Origin of the sequence: Desulfitobacterium chlororespirans DSM 11544 (assembly GCF_900143285.1) — a bacterium.
GTDB lineage: Bacteria > Bacillota > Desulfitobacteriia > Desulfitobacteriales > Desulfitobacteriaceae > Desulfitobacterium > Desulfitobacterium chlororespirans.
In genome coordinates this window covers 43423-59895 of record NZ_FRDN01000006.1, presented here as the reverse complement: position 1 = coordinate 59895, position 16473 = coordinate 43423, and the positions used below count along the sequence as shown (strand labels likewise).

At 48.9% G+C, this 16473-nt stretch carries 17 protein-coding genes and 1 riboswitch; of the genes, 15 read left to right on the top strand and 2 right to left on the bottom strand.

The genetic code is table 11. The annotated features are described in order from the left end of the window. Positions 1 to 76: 76 nt before the first annotated feature. The 6 genes from smpB (at position 77) to BUA14_RS08485 (ending at position 6896) form a co-directional block, all read left to right on the top strand. The gene (gene smpB, locus BUA14_RS08510; RefSeq protein WP_072772215.1) at positions 77 to 547 is read left to right on the top strand and encodes an SsrA-binding protein SmpB; all 471 of its coding nucleotides are present in this window, start codon (positions 77 to 79) and stop codon (positions 545 to 547) included. Positions 548 to 885: 338 nt separating this feature from the next. Then, a riboswitch (molybdenum cofactor riboswitch) is annotated at positions 886 to 1045 on the top strand. A gap of 104 nt (positions 1046 to 1149) precedes the next feature. Continuing rightward, entirely contained in the window at positions 1150 to 2181 is a 1032-nt protein-coding gene (locus tag BUA14_RS08505) for a FecCD family ABC transporter permease (protein ID WP_072772214.1), read from the top strand. Between the two features lie 2 nt (positions 2182 to 2183). Beyond that, positions 2184 to 2975 (top strand): ABC transporter ATP-binding protein, encoded by a 792-nt coding sequence (locus BUA14_RS08500; protein ID WP_072772213.1) that lies wholly within the window; start codon positions 2184 to 2186, stop codon positions 2973 to 2975. A gap of 16 nt (positions 2976 to 2991) precedes the next feature. After that, entirely contained in the window at positions 2992 to 4248 is a 1257-nt protein-coding gene (locus BUA14_RS08495; RefSeq protein ID WP_072772212.1) for a molybdopterin-binding protein, read from the top strand. A gap of 101 nt (positions 4249 to 4349) precedes the next feature. After that, a complete protein-coding gene (locus BUA14_RS08490) occupies positions 4350 to 5486 on the top strand; it encodes an ABC transporter substrate-binding protein (protein ID WP_072772211.1) in 1137 nt (378 codons plus the stop codon). Positions 5487 to 5588: 102 nt separating this feature from the next. Continuing rightward, positions 5589 to 6896 (top strand): molybdopterin molybdotransferase MoeA, encoded by a 1308-nt coding sequence (locus BUA14_RS08485; protein ID WP_072772210.1) that lies wholly within the window; start codon positions 5589 to 5591, stop codon positions 6894 to 6896. Positions 6897 to 7123: 227 nt separating this feature from the next. Here the strand turns inward: BUA14_RS08485 and BUA14_RS08480 are convergent, their stop codons facing one another. After that, positions 7124 to 7363, bottom strand: coding sequence for a DUF2922 domain-containing protein (locus BUA14_RS08480; protein WP_072772209.1), 240 nt, complete (start codon positions 7361 to 7363; stop codon positions 7124 to 7126). A 62-nt stretch (positions 7364 to 7425) separates the two neighbouring features. Further along, on the bottom strand, positions 7426 to 7650 hold the full coding sequence (locus tag BUA14_RS08475; RefSeq protein ID WP_072772208.1) for a DUF1659 domain-containing protein: 225 nt from the start codon (positions 7648 to 7650) through the stop codon (positions 7426 to 7428). 210 nt (positions 7651 to 7860) lie between these two features. On the opposite strand from BUA14_RS08475, the gene BUA14_RS08470 reads away from it, so the two are divergent. The 9 genes from BUA14_RS08470 (at position 7861) to BUA14_RS08435 (ending at position 16424) form a co-directional block, all read left to right on the top strand. Beyond that, entirely contained in the window at positions 7861 to 8268 is a 408-nt protein-coding gene (locus tag BUA14_RS08470; RefSeq protein WP_072772588.1) for a type II toxin-antitoxin system HicB family antitoxin, read from the top strand. A gap of 15 nt (positions 8269 to 8283) precedes the next feature. Then, the gene (locus tag BUA14_RS08465; protein WP_072772207.1) at positions 8284 to 9108 is read left to right on the top strand and encodes a DUF3102 domain-containing protein; all 825 of its coding nucleotides are present in this window, start codon (positions 8284 to 8286) and stop codon (positions 9106 to 9108) included. Positions 9109 to 9503: 395 nt separating this feature from the next. Beyond that, positions 9504 to 10481 carry an MBL fold metallo-hydrolase gene (locus BUA14_RS08460; RefSeq protein WP_072772206.1) on the top strand — a complete coding sequence of 326 codons (978 nt, stop codon included), beginning with the start codon at positions 9504 to 9506 and terminating at the stop codon, positions 10479 to 10481. Between the two features lie 323 nt (positions 10482 to 10804). Further along, positions 10805 to 11833, top strand: a complete 1029-nt coding sequence (locus BUA14_RS28480; RefSeq protein WP_242954608.1) for a substrate-binding domain-containing protein — start codon at positions 10805 to 10807, stop codon at positions 11831 to 11833. Then, positions 11821 to 12243 (top strand): vWA domain-containing protein, encoded by a 423-nt coding sequence (locus tag BUA14_RS28475; RefSeq protein WP_242954607.1) that lies wholly within the window; start codon positions 11821 to 11823, stop codon positions 12241 to 12243. Before BUA14_RS28480 ends, BUA14_RS28475 begins: the two co-directional genes overlap by 13 nt. An 11-nt stretch (positions 12244 to 12254) precedes the next feature. Next, a complete protein-coding gene (locus BUA14_RS08450) occupies positions 12255 to 12911 on the top strand; it encodes a 5-bromo-4-chloroindolyl phosphate hydrolysis family protein (RefSeq protein ID WP_072772205.1) in 657 nt (218 codons plus the stop codon). 217 nt (positions 12912 to 13128) lie between these two features. Further along, entirely contained in the window at positions 13129 to 14676 is a 1548-nt protein-coding gene (locus BUA14_RS08445) for a substrate-binding and vWA domain-containing protein (RefSeq protein WP_072772204.1), read from the top strand. A gap of 11 nt (positions 14677 to 14687) precedes the next feature. Then, the gene (locus BUA14_RS08440) at positions 14688 to 15323 is read left to right on the top strand and encodes a 5-bromo-4-chloroindolyl phosphate hydrolysis family protein (RefSeq protein WP_072772203.1); all 636 of its coding nucleotides are present in this window, start codon (positions 14688 to 14690) and stop codon (positions 15321 to 15323) included. After that, positions 15324 to 16424, top strand: coding sequence for a hypothetical protein (locus BUA14_RS08435; RefSeq protein ID WP_072772202.1), 1101 nt, complete (start codon positions 15324 to 15326; stop codon positions 16422 to 16424). It begins immediately after the preceding gene. Positions 16425 to 16473: the final 49 nt, after the last annotated feature.

The following is a 16473-nucleotide window of genomic DNA, read 5'->3' as shown; positions in this document are numbered from 1 at the left end:
AAGGCGAAAGTCTATGCTATACTGAAGATCTGAAAGTTTACACTGTACGTGATAACGCATAGAGAGGAGGAGCCTTGTGGCATCTGAAGGAATAAAAGTCATCTCTGACAATCGCAAAGCCTATCATGATTATTTTGTAGAAGAGAAGCTGGAAGCCGGAGTTATCCTTACCGGAACCGAGATCAAATCCATTCGCAACGGACGTGTCAACCTCAAAGACAGCTATGCCCGGATCGAAAACGGTGAAGTCTGGCTTTATCAGCTGCATATCAGCCCCTATGAGCAGGGGAACCGTTTTAATCATGATCCCCTGCGCAAGCGCAAACTCCTCCTCAATCGCTCCGAGATCATCAAGCTGATCGGGAAAGTGCAGCAACAGGGGCTGACCCTGGTTCCCACTAAGATTTACCTTAAACACGGCCTGGCGAAAATCGAACTCGGGGTTTGCCGGGGGAAAAAGAACTATGATAAACGCCAGGATATTGCCGAGCGGGATGCTAAACGTGAGATTGAACGGCACTTCCGGGATCAGGGCAAGGGATATTGAGCTGATAAAAAGACTTCTCAATGCGGCTTACAACGGCATAGGGGAGTCTTTTTGATGTCATCCCACATTTCCTCCCGAACTATGTCCGGTTTCTTCAGAAGATCATACATTCACACATCCCTGCTGGTGCCCACTTTCGTAATATCGGGAAAAAGGCAATTACTGAAAACCAATAAAGATTAACAAAAGCTAATAATAAATAACGAAGACGATAAAGATCAATGGAATAAAACCTAATGAAACCTAATGTAAAACTATATAAACTAATAAAAATTAATAAATGTTAATATTTTTTTAATAGAATTAGCTATTTATTAGTGATATAATGATGACCATAATTTTATATGAGTATCCGAGCCTGCCGACCTATCCCTTAGTTTACGGTTTTCAGGCCTGAACAGTATCGCTGCGCGCCTTGGCAGCGCGATACAGGTTCACGGGGTGGTATTGGAAACGATGCCGCCTTTCACGTTGAGAAGGAGAAAGACAAGACTTGTGCATCTATCATTACTGATAGGTGTTGTTTTGCGGCTGTATCTTTCGAGACGGGAGATACGGCCTTTTTATTTAGAAATTTTTGATTTGATTTTGGAGGAAAGTTTATGGTCAATTCAGAGCGGCAAAAAAAAATACGGGCGGCACATTTTAGACTGATGATTTTAGCTGCTATGCTGATTATCGTTTTCTTGGTCTCATTCAACATTGGGCGCTTCGAGGGCATTCCGTTCAAGGATACTGTTTTGATCATGCTCTCGGCGGTTTTTCCGATTGACGCAACCTGGCCCCAAAACCATGAAACGGTGGTTCTCTTTATCCGCTTCCCGCGCATTATGGCCGCGGTTCTGATCGGTGCAGCTTTGGCTCTGTCCGGCGCCTGCTATCAGACAGTGTTCAAAAACCCGCTGGTTGCGCCGGATATTCTCGGTGCTTCCGCCGGAGCGTCCTTGGGAGCGGCCATCGCTATCTTCAGCGGTCTTGGCTATTTTTATATTCAGCTGTTTGCTTTTGTTTTCGCTTTGGGGGCGGTGGCCTTAGCCTGCCTGGTCGGCACACGGATCAAGCGCGATCCTTCCCTGTCCCTTGTCCTTTCAGGCATATTTATCTCCTCCCTGGCCAGCGCCATTGTCTCTTTGATCAAGTTTCTCGCCGATCCGAGGGACAAGCTGCCCGCCATTACCTATTGGCTGATGGGGAGCCTTTCCAATATCACCCTTACTAATATCAAGTGGGCCATCATCCTCATGCTGATTGGCGCCGTACCGCTCTTTTTGGTACGGTGGCGGCTCAATGTTTTATCCATGGGCGATGATGAAGCCAAGACTCTCGGCATCGAGACAAAGCAGCTGCGCCGTCTCGTGATCGTCTGCTCGACATTATTAACAGCGGCTTCGATTTCCATCGGCGGCTTGATCGGCTGGGTGGGCCTCGTCATTCCCCATTTGATGAGAAGGTTGGTGGGACCGGATAACAAGGTGCTCATTCCGGCAACGGTCATGGGTGGCGGTGTCTTTCTTCTCCTGGTGGATAATGTGGCAAGATCCCTCACTGCCGTGGAGATCCCCCTGGGTGTGCTCACCGCGATCATCGGCGCTCCGTTTTTTATCGGTCTTATGATGTACGGAAGGGAGGGCTAGACATGCTCTTTGAATTAAAGGACGGTGTTTGCGGTTATTCTGCGCACAAACCGGTTCTCAGGGATATTAACTTCACCCTGACAGACGGAGAAGTTCTTTGCCTGCTGGGCGCAAACGGTGTCGGAAAATCGACGCTGTTTAAGTCCATGCTGGCTCTGATCCCAATCCTTGGCGGTACCCTCAGTATCGACGGTGAAAACATCCTGCGCTGGTCCCGGGCCAAAATCGCGCAAAAGATCGGCTATGTCCCTCAATCCACGAACCCGCCCTTTTCCTATTCGGTCATGGATGTCATCCTGATGGGACGCGCTGCCCATCTCGGCATGATGTCTTCCCCCAAGAAGGAAGATGAAGAGATTGCCGAATCCGTTGTGGAACGTCTCGGCATTCAGTATCTGGTCAACAAGCGGTACCTGGAACTGTCCGGGGGCGAAAAGCAACTCGTATTGATCGCCCGGGCTCTTACTCAGCAGCCCCAGCTGCTGATCATGGATGAGCCAACCACCGCTTTGGACTTTGGCAATCAGCAGCTGGTTCTAAATCAGGTCCATCAGCTCTCCCAACAAGGTCTGGGCATCATTATGTCTTCTCATTTTCCGGATCATGCTTTCCTTTACTCACACAAGGTCCTGATGCTCAAAAATGGCGGGATCTATGCTATGGGTGCTCCTGCTGAAGTTATTTCCGAGCAGACTTTACGCGATCTGTACCGGGTGGAAACCAAAATCATTGCCACCGGAATTATCTCCAATACCACAGGGTCTGAAATCAAGGCCTGCATTTCGATCACCTAAAGGAGGAACGATTGCTTTGCAAACATGCGATCATCCCTGCAGCGCTTGTCAAAGCCGCTGCCACCGGCAGAACACTTCGGCAGCGACCAAAAAAGACGCTTTAGCCAAGCTCGCTTTGGCGGCTGATTTTTCCCTCGGCGTGGAACAGGTTCCTCTAGCCGAGGCCCTTCACCGGGTTATAGGCCAGGATGTTCTGGCGGCCTGGGACTCTCCCGTTGCAGATTATGCAACCCATGATGGGATTGCCATAGTTCGTGAAGAGGCGGGTGCTTCAGTCTCCGCCCTTCTTGCGCCTGACCGCTTTCAGATCGTAGGGATGGGCAATGTTATCCCTGAGCCTTTTGATACGGTGCTGGCCTACGAACTCTGTTCCTTTCAAAGTGATGGCAGTGTCCGGCTGCTGGGCCTATCCGAAAAAGGGGAAGGCATCATCCGCCGCGCTTCCAGCATTCGCAAGGGCGAGTTGGTTTTGGGAAAAGGCTTTCTTCTTGAGCCGCGCCATCTGGCGATTCTCCGCTACAGCGGGATAGAACAGGTTTCTGTATATTGCAAGCCGACCGCAGCCATCATTCCGGTGGGAAGCGACCTTACCCTTCCGGGAATAACGCCTGCCCCGGGGCAGTACCCGGAAGCAGACGGCATACTGGTGGAGTCTGTGATCCGTTTATGCGGCGGTACAGCCAGGCTGAGGCCCCCTGTCCAAGACGATATCGCGGCATTGAAAGGTGCTATCCAATCCGAACTAACCGCCTGTGATATGGTGGTGCTGATCGGCGGCGTTGGCCTGGGAGGAGAAGGTTACCGCGATTTTTCCCGGGCTGCTGTCGAGGATTTGGGCTCGGTTCTTGTTCATGGCCTATCCTTCGGCCCGGGTGGCAAAGCAGCTCTCCTTGGTGTCATCGACAACAAGCCTGTTATCGGAATTCCCGGTCCTCCCCACGCCGCTATCTTGGTGACGGAGGAGCTTATTCCGCCGATTATGGAGCTGTTTTTGGATATTCCCTGCTATGAACGGCCTGTTATTACCGCCGAGGCGGGAGTTGATATTTCCGCTAAAAGGACAAGTGACTTTTTTCCCCGCGTCCGTTTGAGTTCAGACAATGGACGCTATATCGCAAACCCCGTCCGTATGGGAGACAACATCGAGACCTTTGCCCGGGCTGAAGGCATTGCCCGCTACCGGCGGGGAATGGAATATCCTAAAGGTTCTCCTGTAGAGGTAGAGTTGCTTTATAGCGAAAAACAGCTCTCCCGGCAGCTTACAAAAGAATAAGAAGAGTGCCGGACTATGCCCCAACGGTAGTTTTGCAATGTGTTATTTTTAGGGGAACAGATTGCTTAACATATAAAATTTTAACAAAGAGGAGATTAAACATGTTAAAGAAGATGAGAAAGAATGTCGCCTTGTTGCTGTCTGCTGTTTTGCTGCTTGGGTATCTCACAGGATGCTCCGGCACCAAACCTGCCAACCCAGCCGAGACCCCTGGAGCCTCTACCCCGGCCGCTACCCGTGAAATCGTTGACATGCAAGGCAATACCGTGACCATTCCCACCGAGGTGAATAAAATCGCCGTGACCTCGTGGAAAGGGGCTTTTGGCTCCCTGATCCTGCTGGGCCAGCTGGATAAAGTCGCTGTTATGGCGGATGTCGCCCGTTATACATGGCTGAACCAAGCATTTCCTCAGATCAAGGATATTCCCAACTATGGCTCATTTAATGATGTCAACGTTGAGGAGCTTCTTGATGCCAACCTCGACATCATTATCTCCCCTGAACAGGCCGCCGATGCCAACAAAAAAATGCAGGATCTCAAGATGCCTGTTTATGTGGATGGTATTACACCTGCTGATGATAAATCTGTCCTGGCCGTGGCCCAGGCGGAAATCAATGCCATGGCCGATGTGACCGGAACCAAGGATGTTGCAGACGCCTACTATAAGTGGCAGAACGATCTGCTGGCCGAGATCGAAAAACGGGTGGCCACGATTCCCGAAGGGGAGCGCAAGACGGCTTTAGTGGTGCGCACCACCATGGATGAAGTATTCTGCGAAAACATTTCCCTGGGCTATGGCGTCATCCTGGCCGGCGGCAAGCTGGCCACGGAAGGCATCAATCAATACTACACCAAGGTCGATCCGGAAGAGATTGTTAAATGGAACCCCGATTTTATTTTCCAGCAGATCGTAACCAGCCCTTATGGAGAAGAAATGGCCCAGTTCTACAACAACTGGAAAAAGGATGAGCGCTACAAAAATCTTACTGCCGTTAAAAATGGGGATTGCTATATCATGCCGATGGGCATTGTTCAGTGGTCCGGCGATATTGAATTTGCCCAAGGAGTATTGTTGATGGCTAAGATGATGTATCCTGAGGTGTTTGCTGACATGGATGTTAAGAAATACGCTGAGGAGTTCTATCAAAAATTCCTGGGCTATACTATGACCGACGCCGACTGGAAGGTGATGGCGCCTAACTTCGCAGGGGCCAAAACAACAGGTCTTTCCCAATAGTTTGTTTAAAACGCGCCCCCGGCCCTTTGGGCTGCGGGGCGCTTTGGCTTCAGGCTGCCGGCTTTTGTGCAAGGAGTGTTGTGATAAAGGAGTGCTGTGATAATGAAACAAAATATAGTGGTCCCCCCACAAGCCTGCGTTCAGGGCTGTCATAATTGTTCTAATGAATGTGAGCAAAAAGAGCTTGGGGTGTTATCCCCCGTAGCGGCTATGGATCAACTGCTCCTGGCCATCGCCGGGCAGGTGGTTGACAGTGAAATAATCCCCTTGGCGGAGGCCTTGGATCGGGTTACAGCTGAATCGGTTTCTGCTCAGTTTGATATTCCGGTGGCAACCTGTGCGATGCATGACGGCATTGCCGTTGACTGGGAAAACTGTTCCCGGAAGTGGGAGCGGGGAGAAAAGGTTCTTGCTGCCGATGAGTTTTTACACTGCCCTATGGGCAGCGTCATCCCTGCTGAGTTTGATACCCTGCTCCATGCCGAACAGTGCCGCATACGCAAAGACAATACGGCCGTTCTGCTTGCCCTGCCTATCCAATACCAAAGCGTCCAGCTGCAAGGCTCTTCCGTGGCGGAAGGGGAGAAGATCAGCGAGGCAGGTGAAAAGCTTACACCTTCCCACCTGGCCATGCTGCAGTATGCCGGAATAACTCAGATTCCGGTCAAACGCAGGCCCCGCATCTCGATTGTGGCCATCGGCAATGATCTGCGCAGTCCGGGAAGCCGTCCCGGACCTGGCGAGAACATTGACTGCGATAGTATCTTTATTCAAGCCATGGCCCGCCAATGTGGAGCCGAAGCCTTTGTCGCCCCGATCGTTCCCGATTCGGAATCTGAAATCGAAGCAGCTGTGGAGCGTGAGCTTAAACAGTGCGATATCCTTGTTGTGATCGGCGGCGTTGGCCGGGGTGAACAGAATTATGGCGACTTCACCGTAAAAGCGCTGCGCAAGCTGGGAACGGTTTTGTGCCATGGTGCCAGCATCAGTCCCGGCGGCAAGAATCTCGTGCTGGCCTGTGCGGAAGGCAAGCCGGTGCTCGGTATTCCCGGCCCTCCCCATGCGGCGATCATCATGACGGAACGGTTTCTTCCTCCCCTAATCGAGCATTATCTTGGCTGCCTCTGCTACGAGCCACAGGAGATTGAAGTCACTCTGGAAGCAGATCTGCGCCCTCGGGGAAGCAGCATATGGATTCCCCGCCTCTATGTCTTTAAGGGTGATTCGGGATATACAGCCCGGATAGTTGACCGTCTCGGTGATACCGTGGACAATTTTATTAGGGCTATGGCCTCCACCACTGTCCATGGTGATCCGGAACAGTATAAAAAGGGCCGGAAGGTTAAAGTGCGCTTGCTCTACGGTGAAAAGACCTTAAAGCGCAAAGCCCGCAAAATGCTTGAGCAATAGAAAGAGGGTTTCTGGCATTTGCCTTTGCTCCTCTGACGTCTGCCCAGGTGGAATTGCTGCAAATGGTGAAAGGAAAAGTAAAGGAAGTAGGAGCTTTCGGCGGCAAGCAGGAAGAGTACTGATAAGCGCTTAGGCCGGAGGATTAAAACCAACCCCAGGATACTCCCAGTTAAAGGGAGCATCCTGGGGTTTCGCTTACTTGACCCATGATCCCGCCGACTCTCCCCCTAGCCTTGGAGAGGGTCGAACATGTCATCGATGGTCGTCCCGACGATGCGAATATCTCTCTTGCCCGTCAGCTCTCCGCTGGGGGAAAGAAAAATGTTCCGTTGAATCATCGTCTCCATAGCTGCTTCAATCTCATTTGCGGTCAAGCCCGGCTTCGGATCATCCAGGCTGAGGGCAAATGTTTTATTTCCCGTTGTATTAAACGTCAGCCGCAGGACAGTTTTATTCGTAATAGCCATCTCTTCACCTCCTTTCTGCTAAGTGTTGTAAAGATTATTCCTTGACTGAAGGTTTATTAACGTTATTCATCGATCAAATCGTAATTCTTCCTGAGGATGGTCTGGATGACCACACGCTCGCTCAGGCCGAAAAAAGCTGCCGCCACATCATATATATCCTGATCTGTGGCGTCGGCTTTGACGTTGTTCAGGCTTTTTTGCCTGATGATCGGAGCACCGGAAGGGTTTTCCCCAACCTGGTATCGAATGACCACTGTCGAGCTCAGTGGATGCGCAACTACCGCCATGTGTGTTCACCTCCTTTACGCTGTAGTGCATTGACGGCCGGGGGGACCCGTCCCGTCCCTTTATCCTATGGACTTGCTCCTGGGAAGGTGACAGGGGGAGAGCCGTTTTTATAAAAAATAATTATTTTTGGGTATATTGGTTAAATTTGTAACCTTTAGGACCTTGACCACATAGTCTATGAGTAGATCAATCGAAAGGGACGGGTAATGATGATCACGTACTATGCTTTTCCGGCGCTCATGGAGTGCAATGCTCTGTCGGGCCGGTATATCGTCGTTTTCCCGGATTTGCCGGACCTTATTTGCCAGGGGGAAACTCGGGAGAGCGCTTTTCATGATGCGGAGATTTCTTTGGGGCTTCATCTGTATCATATGGAAAAGGACAAGATACACATCCCGCACGCTTCCAATCCCGCCAGCTGGACGAAGGGGGAGGGGGCCGAAGTCATTGAGCTGGAGGCCGATACACTGAAGGTTCGGCAGGTCATTGATAAGAAGAGGGTTCCCAAATGTATCATGATTCCGAAATGGTTAAAGGATTTGGGGGAAGAACACGAGGTGAATTTTGTCCAAATTCTTATGGAGGGGTTAATGGAAGAGCTGGGTATACCTGATTAAAGGCAGGGAGCTATCATGGAAGAGTTGAGTGGGGAACGCACCCCCCTTTTAATAGCTGCTGAAATCAATACAATCAAGAATCAAGTAGGCAAAGTGCTTCTCTACAGTGCTATCGAGATCGGCCGCCGCCTGGCGGAGGCGAAAAGTCTGCTCCCTTATGGGGAATGGGGCCGCTGGCTGGAAGAGTCGGTAAGCTACTCCCATAGAACGGCGACCAACCTGATCCGTCTGTTTGAGGAGTATAAATCCCAGCAAACTGATTTGCCAGATTGGCAAGCGCTTGCCAAACTAACCTATACCCAGGGGATCATTCTACTGGGGGTCCGGGAGGAGGAACGGGCACAGCTTATCGCCGAGCTGGATTTGGAGAACTTATCGACCCGGGAGCTGCAAAAGGCGGTTCAGGAGCGGAATCAGGCCGCAGCGGAGCGGGACCGGGCTGTGGAGGAAAAAGCAGATCTTCAGCAAGTCCTGACAGATCAGGAAGAGCAGCTGACCAGATTGAGCGGCGAACGGGATAATCTGCTGAGCAAAGTGGATGAGCTGAATCAGGTTAAGGAGAAGAGCGAGGCCAGGGTGGAAAAGCTGAGCCTGGATCTGAAAAGCCTTAAACAGGAGACCTCCGCCCAGGCTATCAACCGGATGAGCAGCAGGTTGGATGAGGCCTATCACAAGACTAAGGCCAACAAGGTCGCCTTTTTATATGAAAGCATGGATCGCACCTTCCGGGAGCTTTTGTGGGAGATGAAGGAGTTTGCCAAGCAGGAGCCGGAGAGCTATAAGGTCTACAAGGACAAGATCGTCAACTTTCTGACTGAGAGTTTAAAGAAGGAAATGTAATCAGGGAATATAAAATAATGGAACAATGAGATGATAAAATAAAAGACCCTTGATCCGAGTGGTATACCATCCGGGCCAAGGGTCTTTTCCCGCACTTTCAGAAAATATAACGACCTTGCATACTTTCCTCCAGCATAAGTGCAACCTACGGCTTCGCCTTTCTGGATGTGTGATTAAAAGGCAAACAAGTGGGTCGACAGTGTCTTCGGGCGAAGCAACAAAGTGCGAAAGCAGTGCTTTCGGGGTTTTCTTTATGAGAAAGTAAAAGAAACTATGCACATAGCGAGAAGAGAAGACAAAGTTGTGGTAAACTTATATAAGAATATTGAGAAAATTCGAAATAAAACATTGTAGGTTCACGGCAGACCAACTTGATCAGGAAAGGATGTTTAGTGATGATTGAACAAGTATACCCGGATATTTTTAAAATCCCCATCATTCTTCCCAACAACCCTTTGAAAGCCACCAATGCCTATTATATTAAAGGGAAAGAACGAAATCTCCTGATCGACACCGGCTTTAACCGGAGCGAATGCAAGGAGTCCATGGATCAAGCACTGGCTGATCTGGGTATTGCTATGGAGAATACGGATATCTTCATAACTCATCTGCATGGGGATCATTCGGGTTTAGCCGGTTATCTGTCCCGTCCGGATAACACAATCTATACCGGCAAGTATTGCGCCGATACGCTGCTGGGGTATGCAGGGGCAGGGCTGCATGGCTTCTTAAATGAGCTGCTCGCTCAAAGCGGACTGACCAATATCACGATGTCCCACCACCCCGGGTATACTTATGCCAGCGACATCATCGAAGAGGCAACAAACGTACAGGATGGGGATATTCTTCAAGTTGGCGAATTCAGTTTCCAGTGTATTGAAACCTCAGGTCATGCGCCGGACCATTTTTGTCTTTATGATCAGGAACGAAGAATCCTTTTCTCCGGCGATCACATCCTGGGAAAAATTACTCCCAATAATACCATTTGGGCGCCGCCGGCGACAATCACCAGGGATTATCTGGGCGAATACCTGGAAAGCCTGAATAAAATTGCCGCACTGGATATCAAGGTGATTTTTCCCGGGCATCGGTTTGTGCTTGAGGACGGATATAAACGGATCGAAGAACTGAGAGATCATCACCAACGGCGGCTGGAAGACGTTATGAAGATTCTTGGTCAAAAGAGCATGACGGGAGCCCAAATGGCCGGCCAAATGCAATGGGATCTAACCATTAGGTCCTGGGAGGATTTTCCGCCGGCCCAAAAATTATTTGCCACTGGAGAAGCACTGGCTCACCTGACCCATCTGGTCTTGCAAAACATGGTGGTCAGGGAATTAAAAGACGGGGTGGTTTATTATACAAGGGTATAGCAGACTGGTTTGGTTTACGGAGACCGCATTCTTGCTGAAGGCGGTCTTTCTATTTTTCATGCTGTGTGGCCGGCTGTCTCCTTGCCGCCAGCCATGGTTTTTCCCTGGCGGCTTCCATAAATCCTCACCGACATATGCTATAATATAGAAATGAATGCAAAAAGAGGGGAAATGAGATGGGGTTGTACAGAAAAATAACGATTGTTAAAATAGCGATTGTTTTTCTGCTGGTAGTTATAGTGTTTTGGGGCGCTCGTTCTTCCCAAAAAGAGCTCACTAAGGCTTTCGCTGTCTCATCAGGAGGTGGAAAGGGGTTCACTATTTTGTCAAGTAGTGAAAATGTGGACTTAGAGCCGATGCTGCGCGAGTTTGCCCGGAAACATAAAATAAACTTGAGATTTGAGTATGCGGGCTCAGTAATGATACCTGATATGATCAAATCATCGCCCCAGGATTATGATGCCGTCTGGTCTGCAAACAGTGTCTGGAATGCGTCAATCCCAAGAGATCTTCTGAAAAATTCCAAATCCATCTTCGTTAGCCCCGTCATCTTTGCGGTCAAGGAAAGCAGATATAAAGCCTTGGGATTCAGTAGGGATACGGTTGTCAATGACTTGGCAGAGGCGATTGAAGCAGGAAAATTAACGTTTATGATGCCTTCAGTTATGAAAACAAACAGCGGAGCCTCGGCTTACATAGCCTTTTTAAACGGCCTGACGGGTAAGCCCCTGGTGTTGACTGAGGAAGACTTAACATTACCGGCGCTTCAGGAAAGAGGAGAGAAGATCTTTAAAAAAGTGGTGAAAAATTACGGCGGTGATGAGCATTTAATCGATATCTTCCAGGCAGGGGACTACGATGCCCTTGTGAGCTACGAATCCTCCCTGATCGAGCTGAACAAGCAGCTGATCGCCAGCAACAGAGAACCTTTGCGGTTTATCTATCCCTCGGACGGAGTCTCCGTCTCAGACAGCCCTTTTGCCTATATAGACAATAATGACAGTGAGAAGCTGGAGATATTTAATAAGCTGCAGGATTTCTTATTATCCGCGGATACCCAGCAAAAGCTTGAAGGGTTGGGGAGAAGAACCACCTACGGAGGTCTGGTATCCAACGTTGAGGTGTTTAAAGAGTCCTATGGAATTGACGGAACTGCTTATTTGTCCCCTATTAAATATCCAGCGGTTCCTGTGCTGAAAAGGGCCCTGGCCCTTTACCTGGATATGTCCCGAAAGCCGGCTGCCGTCGTTTTCTGTCTGGATCTTTCAGAACACATGAAAGGGAAGTCCCATAAGCAGCTTGCTGAGGCCATGGAGAAGATATTAATCCGTGAACTGCTGTGGAGGAGCTGATCCAGTTTTCTGAAAAGGATAAGATATTTGTTATTCCCTTTGGCTATGTTCCTGAAAAGGTTTATTCAATTCAATCCGCTGCGGATGCAGAAGCCTTGATTTCCGGGATAAAGGGTGCCACTAAGAGATTTGGAGCGGATATATGCGAACCGGTGGAGCTTGCTATTGAGATATTAAATGATGTTGATTCTGAAATCTATACAAAATCGATCATCCTGATAACCAACGGTCTATCCCGTGATGGCAAGTTCAGTCCTGATATATCCTACGATATTCCGGTATTTTCAATTGTATCAAGTTACCAAATTCCTGAACAGCTGGATGAAATCAGCAGGCTTACAGGGGGTAAGGTATTTAATGAGGACACGGATATTATTGACGCCTTTAAGGAGATAAGAGGATATAATTAGGGGAGATTGCCATGAAAGAAGTATTCATTGGTGCTGCAGCGGCTGCAGCAGCCCTTGCTGTCTGGCTGATCGGGGGCAATATTGTAATATCTGTCTTATGCAGTTCGGCTTGCCTGCTAATAGCTGTGCTGACAATGGAGGCTCTGCAAAAGGAAAAGAACATAGGGATTGAAGTAAAAGGCGATGAGGGAGCCTATGGCAAGGTTTATCAATCGATTCTTGATCACAGCTCCGCTATCGCGCGGTATATGGACAAATTGCAAGAACTGAACGTGGAGAAGGACGTCATAGTTATGTTGGCCTCAATCCATAAGACCTGCCTGAAAATAGCTGAGGCCCTGGAGGAGGACAATTCGCTGTATACGAAGCTGAATGATTTCTCCTTATATTATCTGCCCGGGCTGATTAATATTTTAAATACCTATGAGAATTTGGCTGAAGGCTCATTTAAAACAGAGGAAGCCCAGAAATTTGCTGCAGAATTTTCCCTCTTTTTATCGCAAATAGCGGACGCCCTCCATAAAAAGTATTACAGTCTGTTCTCCAAGGATGTGTTGGACAGCAAGGCTGAAATGATTGCCATGACGGCTGTATTTAAATCAGAAGGACTCATAGACAATCAGGATTTTAAGGGAGGAGGTCTACCCAAAAGCGAGTCCGCGCTTTAGGCGAACGGACTCGCTTTTTTTGTTGTACACGGACAGGTTGTCGAAGGTCAGCATAGCATAAATTCCTTTCCCTTCATAATCTCTAATGAGATGCACAGAAAGCATCTCCAGATGACAAAGGCAGACCAGGCAACCAAATTTTCCTGTCGGCTTTAATAAATCCTTGTTGACATATGTTATAATATATAGAAATAAATGCGAAAAGATGGGAAGTGAGATGGTTTTGTACAGAAAAATAGGGGTTGTCTTTTTGCTGGCAGCTTTAGTGTTTTCTCTGTGCGCCTGTTCTCCCGGGAAGGGGGGAGCAGGGGACGATGGGTTCACTGTTTTGTCAAGTAGTGAAAATAAGGACTTAGAGCCGATGCTCAGCGAGTTTGCCCGGGAAAATAACCTAGAATTGCGATTTGAGTATACGGGCTCTCTGAATATACCTGCCCTGATCAAATCATCGCCCCAGGATTATGATGCCGTCTGGTCCTCAAACAGCATCTGGAACGCGTCTATCCCAAGTTCTGTTCTGAAAAACTCCAAATCCATATCCGTTAACCCTGTCATCTTTGCGGTCAAGGAAAGCAGATATAAAGCCTTGGGATTCAGCAGGGATACCGTTGTCAATGACTTGGTGAAGGCGGTTGAAGCAGGAAATTTAAAGTTTTTGATGCCCTCGGTGACGCAAACAAACAGCGGAGCTTCGGCCTACATAGGTTTTTTAAACAGCCTGGCGGGTAACCCTCCGGTGCTGACAGAGGAAGACTTAACCTCACCGGCTCTTCAGGAAAGCTTAAAGAAGCTGTTTAAGGGCGTGGCACGCAATTCCGGCAGTGATGAGTACCTGATCGACATCTTCAGGGAAGGGGACTACGATGCCCTGGTCAACTATGAATCCTCCCTGATCGAGCTGAACAAGCAACTGATCGCCAGCAATAAAGAACCGTTGCTGTTTATCTATCCCTCGGACGGAGTCTCCGTTTCAGACAGCCCCTTTGCTTATATAGACAATAATGACAGTGACAAACTGGAGGTTTTTAATAAGCTGCAGGACTTCTTATTATCCGCGGATACCCAGAAAAAGCTGGAAAGTATGGGGAGAAGAACCACCTACGGAGGTCTGGTAGCCAACCTTGAGGTGTTTAAGGAATCTTACGGAATCGATAAAAATGCTTATTTGTCCCCGATTAAATATCCGGCCAGCCCAGTGCTTAACATGGCCCTGACCCTTTATCAGGATTTATTCAGAAAGCCCTCAGCGGTGGTCTTCTGCCTTGACTATTCAGGCAGCATGTACGGGGAGGGCAATGAGCAGCTTGTGGCGGCTATGGAGAGGATACTGAATCATGAACTGGCCGCGGAGGATCTGATCCAGTTTTCCGAAAAGGATCAAATAGTGGTCATTCCCTTTGCCGGTGATCTGAAATGGGTGGATTCAACCCACTCCGGCACGGATACAGCAGCTTTGCTTGTCAAGATCAAGGCTACTGAGACAGGAGGCGGAACGGATATCTACAGACCGGTGGAGCAGGCCATTAAACTGTTAAAGGAATTTGATTCCGAAACCTATACCAAATCCATCGTCCTGATGACCGACGGTGAATCAGGCGGCAGATTCAGCGCCGGCACAGCCTACGATACCCCCGTATTTTCCATTATGTTCGGAAAGGCCAATCCGAAGCAGCTGGATGAAATCAGCAGGCTGACAAGGGGCAAGACCTTTGACGGCAAAACAGACCTTATTAACGCCTTTAAGGAGATAAGAGCATATAATTAGAGGAGATTGCTATGAAAGAAATATTCCTTGGTGTTGCAGCGGCAGCCGCATTCCTCGCCGTCTGGCTGATCGGCGGCAATCTATTGATATCCGCTTTAAGCAGTGCGGCCTGCCTGGGAATCGTTATGCTGACCATAAAGGCTCTGGAAAAGGAAAAGCAGGTAAAGGTTGATTTAAGGGGCGATGAGGATGCCTATGACAAGGTTCACCAAGGGATTATGGATCACAGCTCTGCCCTGGCCCGGTATCTGGAGCAATTGCAGAGGCTGAACGTGGAGAAGGACGTCCTGGTCAGGTTGTCCACCATCCATAAAACCTGCCTGAAAATAGGGGAGGCCCTGGCGGAGGACCCTTCTCTCCACATGAAGCTGAATGATTTTTCCTTATATTATCTGCCGGGGCTGCTGAATATCTTAAATACTTATGAGAATTTGGCTGAGGGCTCATTTAAAACAGAGGAAGCCCAGAAATTTGCCGGGCAGGTTTCCCTTTTTCTGCCCCAAATAGCAGATGCTTTCGATCAAAAGTATTACAGCCTGTTCTCCAAGGATGTGCTGGACAGCAAGGCCGAAATGGCTGCCATGACGGCTGTATTTAAATCAGAAGGGCTTATGGACAATCAGGATTTTAGGGGAGGAGGCTCATAAATGAAAAAAGTATTGACCGCCGTCGCTGCTTTTATCGTCGTGATCGTCATCGGAATCGCCGCTTCATCCATGGCTGAGCCGAAGGATACGGCCATCACCGTTACCGGAGCGGTAGGCGGTGGTAAAGAGAACTTTCTGGCGGATCCGGAGATCCTGGGGATCTTACATGACAAATACAATATCAACCTGAAAGTGGACAACTGGAGCAACAACGCCCTGATTAAGGATCCTATCGTAACCAAGGACAATCAGGGCTATGACTTTGTTTTTTTCAGCGACGAGAGATTTTATGAATACTATAAAAAACCTGCCGCAGAAGGCGAAGCGCCCCGGCTGAAAACTTTTAAGTCCCAGATCGCCTTATCCACGCCCATTGTGGTTTACAGCTGGGACAGCATCTGCGATGTGCTCATGTCTAAAGGAATTGTCAAACAATCCGGAGATACTTATTATATTGCCGATATGCCCGCCGTGCTGTCCTATATCGAAAAGAACACCAAATGGTCGGATATAGGCATCGAGGATATTTACGGCAAGATCAATATCGCCAGCACAGATCCGGTGACCTCCTCGCCCGGTGCAACGTATTACGGACTGCTGGCCTCGATTATGAACGAGGGGTATGTGGATGAAAGCAATATCAGTGGGGTTCTGCCCAAACTGAAGGGCTTTTACAAGCTTTCGGGCTTTATGAACAATACTCCCGCCGACCTGTTCGATCTGTATCTCAGAATGGGGAAGGGAGCTTACCCCATGATCGTTGACTATGAAAAATCCATTATTGATTTTGCCAATAAAAATCCTGACGGCTTTGCCAAAGTGAAAGATAAAATCAGGGTACTCTATCCCAGTCCAACCATCTGGAACTCTCACTGCATCATGAGCTTTACGGAGGGCGGCACAGCCTATGTGGACGCCCTGGCCGATCCGGAGATTCAAAAAATAGCCTGGGAAAAATACGGCTTCCGAACCGGTGTGGTCGGCGGGGAATATGACGTTAAGGCTGTGCCGGTACAGGGAATCCCTCAGGAAATAACCTCAGTAACCAAGGGGCTGCAAAAAGAGATTTACGATAAAATCATTGAGGCTCTTAAAAATTAATCGATGTGAAAGGGGCTTGGGATAAACATGACAGAGATAAAGTTAGACT

Excerpts from the sequence above, each read along its gene's own strand:
- BUA14_RS08440 (WP_072772203.1), top strand. The coding sequence starts at position 14,688 with ATGAAAGAAATATTCCTTGGTGTTGCAGCGGCAGCCGCATTCCTCGCC.
- BUA14_RS08450 (WP_072772205.1), top strand. The coding sequence starts at position 12,255 with ATGAAAGAAGTATTCATTGGTGCTGCAGCGGCTGCAGCAGCCCTTGCT.
- BUA14_RS08480 (WP_072772209.1), bottom strand. The coding sequence starts at position 7,363 with ATGGCTATTACGAATAAAACTGTCCTGCGGCTGACGTTTAATACAACG.
- BUA14_RS08490 (WP_072772211.1), top strand. The coding sequence starts at position 4,350 with ATGTTAAAGAAGATGAGAAAGAATGTCGCCTTGTTGCTGTCTGCTGTT.
- BUA14_RS08435 (WP_072772202.1), top strand. The coding sequence starts at position 15,324 with ATGAAAAAAGTATTGACCGCCGTCGCTGCTTTTATCGTCGTGATCGTC.
- BUA14_RS08500 (WP_072772213.1), top strand. The coding sequence starts at position 2,184 with ATGCTCTTTGAATTAAAGGACGGTGTTTGCGGTTATTCTGCGCACAAA.
- BUA14_RS08475 (WP_072772208.1), bottom strand. The coding sequence starts at position 7,650 with ATGGCGGTAGTTGCGCATCCACTGAGCTCGACAGTGGTCATTCGATAC.
- BUA14_RS08485 (WP_072772210.1), top strand. The coding sequence starts at position 5,589 with ATGAAACAAAATATAGTGGTCCCCCCACAAGCCTGCGTTCAGGGCTGT.
- BUA14_RS08505 (WP_072772214.1), top strand. The coding sequence starts at position 1,150 with ATGGTCAATTCAGAGCGGCAAAAAAAAATACGGGCGGCACATTTTAGA.
- BUA14_RS08470 (WP_072772588.1), top strand. The coding sequence starts at position 7,861 with ATGATCACGTACTATGCTTTTCCGGCGCTCATGGAGTGCAATGCTCTG.
- BUA14_RS08460 (WP_072772206.1), top strand. The coding sequence starts at position 9,504 with ATGATTGAACAAGTATACCCGGATATTTTTAAAATCCCCATCATTCTT.
- BUA14_RS08465 (WP_072772207.1), top strand. The coding sequence starts at position 8,284 with ATGGAAGAGTTGAGTGGGGAACGCACCCCCCTTTTAATAGCTGCTGAA.
- BUA14_RS08445 (WP_072772204.1), top strand. The coding sequence starts at position 13,129 with ATGGTTTTGTACAGAAAAATAGGGGTTGTCTTTTTGCTGGCAGCTTTA.